Genomic DNA, 9,096 nt, shown 5'->3' with positions numbered 1-9,096 from the left:
GCGCCGCTGCCGCCGGACTGACGCTGCCTCAGGGCGCCGGCGCGGCGATCTGGGCGGCCAGGTGCCCGGCCCCGTAGCCGTTGTCGATGTTGACGACGGCGACGCCGGGGGAGCAGGAGTTGAGCATGGACAGCAGCGGCGCGATGCCGCCGAACGCGGCGCCGTAGCCGACCGAGGTGGGCAGCGCCACGACCGGCGCGGCGACCAGTCCGGCCACCACGCTCGGCAACGCCCCGTCCATGCCCGCCGCGACCACGACGACCCTCGCTCGCCGCAGGAGGTCCAGCTGCCCCAGCACCCGGTGCAGCCCGGCGACGCCCACGTCCGTCACCAGCTCGGTGGCACGGCCCAGGTGACGTGCCGTCAGCTGCGCCTCGCGGGCCACCGGCAGATCGGAGGTGCCGGCGGCCAGGACGAGGACCAGACCCCCTGTCGGCTCAGGCGGCTGGGGCGGCCAGGCCAGCAGCCGGGCCTGCGGGTCGTGGGCCGCGTCCGGCAGTTCGGCGAGGACGGCGGCGGCCTGCTCCGGCGCGGCCCGGGTGAACAACGTCCGCGCCTGCCGCGCGCCCACGGCGGCGGCGATCGCGCGGACCTGGTCCACGGTCTTGCCCTCGCAGTAGACGGCCTCCGGATAGCCGCGCCGCGCGGCCCGGTCGTGGTCGAGCCGCACGAAGTCCTCGATCGCGGCGGGCGGGGTCCACTCGTCAGCCACGTGCGGTCACCTCGACGAGGGGAAGGGTGAAGGCGCCCGACCGGATGCCGCCCAGGTCGAGGGAGACCGTGCGGAATCCTGCCGCGCGAATCGCGGCCAGCAGTTCCTCGCGCTGAGGACCTGCCGCCCTGGGGAGGTCCTCGACGGGCAGCTCCACGCGGGCCGTGTCGCCGTGGTGGCGCACCCTGCCGTCGCGGAAGCCCAGGGCACGCAGGGCGTGTTCGGCCTGCTCGACCTGGGCGAGCTTGGCCGGGGTCACCTCCTCGAAGTGCGGGATCCGGGAGGCGAGGCACGGGGCAGCGGGCTTGTCCGCGCTGGGCAGGCCCAGGGCACGCGCGATGCCGCGCACCAGCTGCTTGTCGACGCCCGCGTCGGCGAGCGGACGCAGCACGGCGTGGAGCGTCGCGGCCCGGCTGCCGGGCCGGTCCGGGCGCAGCACGTCGTCGGCGTTCTCGCCGTAGGCGACGGCGGCGAGGCCGTGCTCGGCGGCGACCGACTCGGAGATCCGGGTGAACAGTTCGTTCTTGCAGTGGAAGCAGCGGTCCGGGCCGTTCGCCCGGTAGGCGGGCAGGTCGCCCTCGGCGGTGGCGACTTCCACCAGCCGCGCGCCCAGATACGCGGCGACACGGTGGGCACCTGCGCGTTCGTCGGCGGCCAGGCTGGGGGAGACGCCGAGCACCGCCACCACCTGGTCGCGCCCGAGCGCGCGCAGGGCCAGGGCGAGCAGGACGGAGGAGTCCACGCCGCCGGAGAAGGCCACCCCCAGCGGGCAGTTGCCGTGCAGCAGCGCGGCGACCCGTTGCTCGGCCTGGGCCTGCGCGCCGGTGAGGACGGCTGTGATCGGGTCGTTCACGGGTACCTCCAGGCGGGGGTGGTGCCAGGGCACGCGACTGCCCTGCCGAGCTCTCGCGACCCTAGGCCACCAGGGCAGTGCCTCGGCAATCGGTTGCCGTCTGTTGCCGTCTGTTGCCGTCACGTGCCCTCCGCGGCCTTGCGGCGGCGGCTGCCGCTCCCGGCGCGGACGCCCGTGGAGTCGCGGACCACCAGCTGCGTCGGCAGCGTCAGCACCGGGTGCGTACGCAGCGGCTGACGGTCGATCAGGCGGTGCAGTTCCCAGAACGCCTCGGTGCCGATCGCCCGCAGCGGGGCGGCCACCGTCGTCAGGGCGGGGGTGCAGAAGTCCGAGCCGAAGATGTTGTCGAAGCCGACCACGCTGATCTGCTCGGGAACCCGGACCTCGGCTTCGGCCAGGCCGCGCAGCAGGCCGATGCCGAGCAGGTCGTTGTAGGCGATCACGGCCGTGGGGCGCAGCCGCAGCACGTCTCGGGCCGCGGCCAGGCCGCCCGAGACCGTCGGCGCGGACGAGGCGACCCGGGCCGTCCGCAGGCCGAACTCCGGTCCCAGGTCGAGCAGGGCCCGCCAGCGGCGTCCGTCCGCCCAGGACGCCTCCGGGCCGGCCAGGTACGTGACGGACCGGTGACCGAGACCGTGCAGGTGGGCGAGAGCGCTGCGGACCCCGGCCTCGGTGTCGGACACCACGCTCCGGCTGCCGGGCACCACCCGGTTGAGCACGACGAGCGGGCGCTGCTTGGCCACCGCGCGGATCGCCCGGTCCGACATCCGCGAACTCGCCAGCACCACCCCGTCCACGCCGGGCAGGAGCCGCTCGACGGCGGTGCGTTCGTGGGGCTCGGACTCCTGGGCGTCGGCGAGCAGCATGGTGTACCCGGCCTGGGAGGCCGCCTCCTCGACGCCGCGGATGATGCCGAAGTGGACGGGGTTGGTGACGTCGGAGACGACGAGACCGATGGTCGCGGTCCGGCCCGTCTGCAGGGCGCGGGCCGCGGCGTTCGCCCGGTAGCCCAACTCGTTCGCGGCGGCCTGGACGCGGGCCGCCATCTGGGAACTCACCCGGCCGGGGCGGGAGAAGGCCCGGGAGACCGTCGAGGGCGCCACGCCCGCGAGGCGGGCGACGTCGTAGATGGTGGGCGGGCGTCCGGCGGCGTTCACCGCAGCATCGTAGGCCGGGTGTCCGAGCCCCGGCCGCGCACCGCCCGGCCCGCGCGCCGTCCCGGCGGCCTGCGGCCGTAAGGAGCCGCGTGCGAGGGCGCCTACCCGCCGGGTGGCCGGGCCGAAGCGGCTCGCCGGGGGTGTGCTGCCCCGGCACGGCTGGGGGCGGGGTTGCCCTGACCCCGCGTGCTCGGGCATCTCGAACGCCGCCGACCGCGCATCTGTCCTGGTGCGGGCCTCGCGCCGGGCGGGCAGCCTTGCGGGAGTTGACGGGGTATCAGCCGGAGCCGGGCTCAGGCCGAGGCGCGGGGCACGACGGAGCAGGCCAGGGGGGTGGGCGACGGCTGCGGCTGTGCGTCCCGCAGGGCGTCGACGACGGCCTGGGCCATGGCGTGGCCGGCGCCTTCCAGGTCGAAGGTCACCGTGGTCAGCGGGGGTTCCGCCGCGCGCGCCAGCGGGATGTCGTCGACACCGATGACCGCGAGGTCCTCCGGAGCGGAAAGCCGGGCCTGGCGCATGCCCGACAGCAGGGCGAGGGCCTGCTCGTCGTTGTAGGCGCACACCGCGGTCACTTGCTCGCGCCGCCACCTGCGTGCGGCGCGGGCCATGACCGCGACGTCGATGCCCGTGTCCAGCACGAGTGGTGGTGCGAGGCCGGCCGCCGTGCAGGCGTCCTCCACTCCCAGCGCCCGCTGTTCGGCGATCCGGCGCAGGTGGTCGAGGGCCGGCATGGCGTAGCCGATCCGGCGGTGGCCGCGGGCGATCAGGTACTGCGCCTGCAGCCGGCCCATCCGGCGCATGGTCGGGTGGATCTCCGCCTCCGTGGTGAAGACCACGGCCGCCCCGGCCGCCCGCAGCGCGCGCACCGTGTCCTCGTCGAAGGGCTCCAGGCCCACCACCACCGAGGCGTCGATCGCCGCGCAGACGTCGGGCAGCGGACGGCCCGGCGCCCCGGCGAGGTGGGTGACGAGGGTGAGGCCGGTGCGGGCGAGGGCGCCGGCGTGCTCAGCCCCCTCGTCGGCGTCTGGAGCGACCGGACCCGCACCCGGATCGGGCGGCGGCTGCCGTTCCTGCTCGGCGGCGCGGTCCTCGGCCTGGTGGCCCTGCCCGCAGTCGCGCTGGCCCCCAACGTGCCGCTGATGGGCGTGGCTTGGGTGTTCGCGCTGCTCGGGTGGACCACCGCCGCCCAGGCGATCCTCAACCTGCAGGCCGACCGCATCCCCGAGGAGCGGCGCGGCAAGGTCTCCGGCCTGACGGGACTCACCGGCCAGATGGGCCCGATCGTCGGCATCGGACTGGTCTCGGCCGTGTCCGGCCACACCCTGCTGGTGTTCATGCTCCCTGCGCTGGTCGGGGCCGTGCTCGCCGCGGTCTTCCTGCGCGTCGGCAGCCGCGGCGAGTCCCGCACCGACACGCCCGTCCCGGCCGGACCGGTCTCGGCGCGCACGCTGCTCGCCGGCTACACCTTCAGCCCGCGCCAGAACCGGGACTTCGCCTGGAACTGGCTGGGCCGCCTCACCTTCTTCACGGGCCTGTACTTCAACACCACCTTCAGCACCTTCTTCTATGCCCAGCGGCTGCGGATGACCGTCCAGGACGTGGCCGGGACGGTGGCGGTCATCGGGATGCTCGGCATCCTCGCGGCGGCGCTCGGCGCCGTCGGCGGCGGCATGCTGTCCGACCGGCTCGGCCGACGTCGGCTGTTCGCGCTCGTCGGCGGGCTGTTCTTCGTCGCGGGCGCCGTCACCGAGGCCTTCAGCCACTCCTTCCCCCAACTCGTCGTCGGCTCCGTGCTGATGCAGCTGTCCATCGCCTTCTTCACCGCCGTCGACCAGGCGATCGTGATGGCGGTGCTGCCGGACCAGGAGGAGGCCGGCCGCTACATGACCGTCGGCGTGCTCTCCCTCAAGATCCCCAGCGCGCTCGCCCCCCTGATCGCTCCCTTCATCCTCGCCGTCGGCGCGTCCGGCGGCGAGAAGAACTACACCCTGCTCTATCTGACGGGCGCGGCCCTCGCGTTCCTCGGAGGACTGATGATCTTCACCCGCGTCAAGGCGGTCCGCTGACCGTGACCGCCCACGCCCCCTACGACCTCGCCATCGCCTCCGGCGGGGACGGCTTCCCGGTTGCCGAGGACCGCCCGCAGCTGTCCTGGAAGCTGCCGCCCGGCTGGAGCGGCCAGGACGGCTGCACGCTCCAGATCCGCATCGACGACGAGCAGCATCAGGTGGACCAGGCCGGCTCGGCCCGGCACCTGTTCGTGCCCTGGCCGCTTCCCCCGCTGCGCAGCCGACAGACCGTCACCTGGCGGGTGCGCACCCACCGTCACGGGACGACCTCGCCGTGGTCCGACTGGCACGCGTTCGAGGCCGGGCTGTTCGCACCGGACTGGACCGCACGCTGGATCTCCCCGCGTCAGGACGGCCCGGCCGACGCTCGGTCCCGCCCCGCCTACGCCCTGCGGGGGCGGGCCGAGCTCGCCACGGACGTGGTCCGCGCCCGCCTCTACAGCACGGCGCTCGGCGTGTACGAGGTGTTCGTCAACGGCGCCCGGGTGGGCACCGCGGAGCTGGCTCCCGGAGCCACCTCGTACGACGAGACCCTGTACGCACAGGCCGCGGACGTCACCGCGCTGCTGCGGCCCGGCGGCAACCAGCTGGAGATCCTGCTCTCCGACGGCTGGTACCGGGGCAGCGTCGGGACCTGGCGCAAGCGCGACTCCTGGGGCAGCACCACCGCCGCACGACTCGAACTGCACGTGGACCACGCCGACGGGACGACGCAGACCTTCGGCACGGACGCGGACTGGACCTCGCGGCGCAGCACCGTCGTCGCGGCCGACCTGATGGACGGTCAGACGACCGACTTCCTCGCCGGCCCCGGCCCGGAGCAGCCCGTCCTCGTCGACGCGGTGACCGCGCCGCCCATCGCCTGGTCGCCCGCGCCGCCCGTGCGCCGGGTCGAGCAGCGCGCCGCCGTCGCGGCCCGCCGGCAGCCCGACGGCGCCTGGCTCGTCGACTTCGGCCAGAACGCCTCCGGCTGGATCACCCTGCGCGACCTCGGCCCGGCCGGCACCCGCACCGTGATCGACTACGGCGAACACCTCGACCCCACCGGTGACCTGACCACGACTCACCTCGACAGCAAACGGCCCGGCGAGGCGCCCATCCCGTTCGTCCAGCGCGACCAGGTGGTCTCCTCCGGCCGCCCGGGCGAGGTGTTCGAGCCCCGCCACACGGTGCACGGCTTCCGCTACGCCCGGATCAGCCGCGCCGACGCCGGGTTCGACCCGAAGAACGCGGTCATGCAGGTCGTCCACACCGACCTGCGCCCCACAGCGGACTTCGTCTGCAGCGACGAGGACCTCAACCGCCTGCACGAGGCGGCACGTTGGAGCTTCCGCGGCAACGCGGTGGACATCCCCACCGACTGCCCCACCCGCGAGCGCCTCGGCTGGACCGGCGACTACCAGATCTTCGTGGCCACAGCAGCCCGCCTGTTCGACGTGGACGGCTTCAGCCGCAAGTGGCTGCGCTCGGTGCGCGACGACCAGCTCGACGACGGACGGATCGTCAACTCCTCCCCGGACGCCAACCGGCTCCGGAGCGAGCCGGACACCATGGTCGACCACATCACCGGATCTGCCGGCTGGGGCGACGCCATCGTCCACGTCCCCTGGGTGCTGTACGAGACCTACGGCGACACCCAGGCACTGGCCGAGAACTGGGACGCCATGCGCCGCTGGGTCGACTGGGCGCTGGAGACCGCGCGGACCCGGCGCCACGCCTCACGGGTCGAGCGCGCGGCCGAGCCGCTTCCGCACGAGCAGTACCTGTGGGACGGCTCCTTCCACTGGGGCGAGTGGCTCGAACCCAAGCAGCACGCGGCCGACGGCACGTCGGCCGACCCGCTGGCCGACGACCCGATGGCCTGGTACCTCGCCGACAAGGGCGAGGTCGGCACCGCCTACCTGTTCCGCTCGGTGCGCACCCTCGCCGCGGCCGGCGCGGTGCTGAACCAGGCCGAGGACGCGGCCCGCTACCGCGCGACGGCGGACCGGGTGCGCGCCGCCTGGCAGACGGAATTCCTGGACGCCGACGGCCGTACCACCGCCGGCACCCAGGCGGGCTACGTCCGCGCGCTCGCCTTCGGGCTGATCCCGGCCGGCCTGCGGGAGCGGGCGGCGCGGCACCTGGTCGACCTGATCGAGGCGGCCGGCGGACATCTCGCCACGGGCTTCCTGTCCACGGCCGACCTGCTCCCGGTGCTCGCCGACCACGGCCACGCCGACACCGCCTACGACGTGCTCTTCCAGCGCACCTTCCCGTCCTGGCTCGGCATGCTCGACCGCGGCGCCACCACCATCTGGGAGGAGTGGGACGGCGTGGACGAGGACGGGAACGCCACCGCCTCGCTCAACCACTACAGCAAGGGCGCCGTCGTCCGCTTCCTGCACACCCACACCCTGGGTCTGCGCCAGACGCCCGGCTCCACGGCATGGGAGTCCTTCGAGGTGGCGCCGGTGCTGGGCGGCCGGATCAGCTGGGCGAAGGGCGGCTTCGACAGCCCGCAGGGACGCATCGGCGTCGAGTGGCGCGTCGAGGACGGCAAGCTCCACCTCACCTGCGAGGTGCCGCCCGGCTCCACCGCGCTGGTCCGCTTCCCCGACGGCCACGAGATCCACGCCCGGCCCGGACGGGTGGAAGCCTCGCGCCCCTTGCCCGCACCCCCGACCCGCACCGCCGCCGACGCGTGCGCCGGTGCGCGGACATGACGGCCCATCAATCCTTCACGACAGCACGAGGAGAACGCAGCAGCATGTCCATCGCAGAGGTGTCCGGCAAGACCCTGGACGAACTCGTCTCGCTCAAGGGACGGCGCGCGGTCGTGACCGGCGGAGGCCGGGGGCTGGGCAAGGCGATCGCCCTGCGCCTGGCGGAGGCAGGAGCCGACGTGCTCATCGGCGACATCGACGAGGACCTCGCCCACGAGGCCGCGGCCGACGTCGCCCAGCGCTACGGCGTACGCGCGGTCGGCGTCGCCATGGACGTCGCCGACAGCGCCTCCGTCGCCGCGGCGGCCGACCGGGCCGTCGGGGAACTGGGCGGGGTGGAAGCCTGGATCAACAACGCGGGCATCTTCCCCAGCATCCCGCTACTGGAGATGAGCGACGCGGACTGGGACAAGGTCTTCGACGTCAACGCCCGCGGCGTCTTCATCGGCGCGAGGGAGGCGGCCCGGCGGATGTCAGGGGCCGGGACGGGCGGGGTCATCGTCAACATCGTCTCCACGGCCGGCTTCCGCGCCAGCGCTCCGGGGCTGGCCGCCTACGTCGGCTCGAAGCACGCTGCCCGCGGCCTCACCCGCGAACTGGCTGTCGAACTGGCCCCGTTGGGCATCCGCGTCCTCGGCGTCGCCCCCAGCTACGTGCCCACCGAGGGCAACCTGCTGATGCTGCGTCAAGCCCTGGCAGCCGCCGGGATGCCGGAGGGCCAGGAGCCCCCCACCGCCCTGATGGGGACCGGCCCCGTCGGCCGGCCGGGCGTCCCGGACGACATCGCGCGCGTGGTGCTGTTCTGCGCCTCCGACCTGGCCGCCTTCATGACCGGCAGCACCCTGCTCGCCGACGGCGGCGACACCGCCTGACAGTGAGGATGGTCGTGAGCGTCTCCCGGCAGGGTCTGACCACCGCCTGACTGACCCTGGGTCCTCAACGGGATCTGTCGGCCCTGTCCGGGAGCCGCTCGTGTGCATCCACCGGCCCGGCCTGCGTGACTTCATAAGAGCCTGGCCAGAAGCCCCATCCCTGTCCTGTCCGCCCGCCGGACCGGTGGCTGCCGCCCTGACCGGTCGTATGGAGAGGACGGCGATGTCCACCATCGCACAGCAGACCCGCGAGATCACCGGCGTCGACACCCACAAGGACACCCACACCGCGGCGGCCGTCAACGCGGCCGGACGGGTGTTGGGGGCTGAGCAGTTCGAGGCCAACACGGCCGGCTACCGCGAGTTCCTGGCCTGGCTCCGCTCGTTCGGCACCCTGGTGCTGGTCGGGGTGGAAGGCACCGGCGCCTACGGAGCCGGCCTGGCCCGCTCTCAGCTCCTCCCGGTGCGGTCAGATGATCGGCGACCTCCCCACCCCCGCCACCGGCTGACCCCCACCCCGCCGGGCACCGGCCCCCACCCGATGCCCGGCCCCGCACGAACCCCACGACCCCTGAGACGGCCAACAGCCCCCATGAGCTGAACCGCCCCGCCACCGGCCAACTGTTGCCGATCATCTCAGTCCGGCAAGGCACCCAGAGATGAAACCGCAGGTCACAGATTCCACAGAATCGCGTTCGTCCTGGACGTGTTCTCCCGCACCATCGTCG

Annotated in this window: 8 protein-coding genes; 4 read left to right on the top strand and 4 right to left on the bottom strand. The window is 74.0% G+C overall.

The window, feature by feature from the left end; genetic code table 11:
* Positions 1–28: 28 nt before the first annotated feature.
* The 4 genes from larB to ACFP3V_RS30755 form a co-directional block, all read right to left on the bottom strand.
* Positions 29–712 (bottom strand): nickel pincer cofactor biosynthesis protein LarB, encoded by a 684-nt coding sequence (gene larB / locus ACFP3V_RS30770; RefSeq protein WP_380590776.1) that lies wholly within the window; start codon positions 710–712, stop codon positions 29–31.
* Positions 705–1,565: an ATP-dependent sacrificial sulfur transferase LarE gene (gene larE / locus ACFP3V_RS30765; protein WP_380590773.1), complete on the bottom strand. Its 861-nt coding sequence runs from the start codon at positions 1,563–1,565 to the stop codon at positions 705–707. Before larE ends, larB begins: the two co-directional genes overlap by 8 nt.
* A gap of 119 nt (positions 1,566–1,684) precedes the next feature.
* On the bottom strand, positions 1,685–2,722 hold the full coding sequence (locus ACFP3V_RS30760) for a LacI family DNA-binding transcriptional regulator (RefSeq protein ID WP_380590771.1): 1,038 nt from the start codon (positions 2,720–2,722) through the stop codon (positions 1,685–1,687).
* A 293-nt stretch (positions 2,723–3,015) separates the two neighbouring features.
* Positions 3,016–3,624 carry a substrate-binding domain-containing protein gene (locus ACFP3V_RS30755; RefSeq protein WP_380590769.1) on the bottom strand — a complete coding sequence of 203 codons (609 nt, stop codon included), beginning with the start codon at positions 3,622–3,624 and terminating at the stop codon, positions 3,016–3,018.
* A 99-nt stretch (positions 3,625–3,723) separates the two neighbouring features.
* Between ACFP3V_RS30755 and ACFP3V_RS30750 the strand changes: the two genes are divergently transcribed.
* From ACFP3V_RS30750 to ACFP3V_RS30735, 4 genes are all read left to right on the top strand, one after another.
* Complete coding sequence (locus ACFP3V_RS30750; RefSeq protein ID WP_380590767.1) at positions 3,724–4,788, top strand: MFS transporter; 1,065 nt, start codon at positions 3,724–3,726, stop codon at positions 4,786–4,788.
* A gap of 2 nt (positions 4,789–4,790) precedes the next feature.
* Positions 4,791–7,496 carry an alpha-L-rhamnosidase gene (locus ACFP3V_RS30745; protein ID WP_380590764.1) on the top strand — a complete coding sequence of 902 codons (2,706 nt, stop codon included), beginning with the start codon at positions 4,791–4,793 and terminating at the stop codon, positions 7,494–7,496.
* A 44-nt stretch (positions 7,497–7,540) separates the two neighbouring features.
* Entirely contained in the window at positions 7,541–8,368 is an 828-nt protein-coding gene (locus ACFP3V_RS30740; protein ID WP_380590762.1) for an SDR family NAD(P)-dependent oxidoreductase, read from the top strand.
* Between the two features lie 223 nt (positions 8,369–8,591).
* Positions 8,592–8,969 (top strand): IS110 family transposase, encoded by a 378-nt coding sequence (locus tag ACFP3V_RS30735; protein ID WP_380590760.1) that lies wholly within the window; start codon positions 8,592–8,594, stop codon positions 8,967–8,969.
* The last annotated feature ends 127 nt before the right edge of the window (positions 8,970–9,096 follow it).

This window comes from Streptacidiphilus monticola (assembly GCF_042658505.1).
Lineage (GTDB): Bacteria > Actinomycetota > Actinomycetes > Streptomycetales > Streptomycetaceae > Streptacidiphilus > Streptacidiphilus monticola.
The sequence above is the reverse complement of the archived record's forward strand: the minus strand, read 5'-3'. Positions and strand labels throughout refer to the sequence as shown.

Coding starts and splice junctions, on each gene's coding strand:
- ACFP3V_RS30740 (WP_380590762.1), top strand. CDS start 7,541: ATGTCCATCGCAGAGGTGTCCGGCAAGACCCTGGACGAACTCGTCTCG.
- ACFP3V_RS30735 (WP_380590760.1), top strand. CDS start 8,592: ATGTCCACCATCGCACAGCAGACCCGCGAGATCACCGGCGTCGACACC.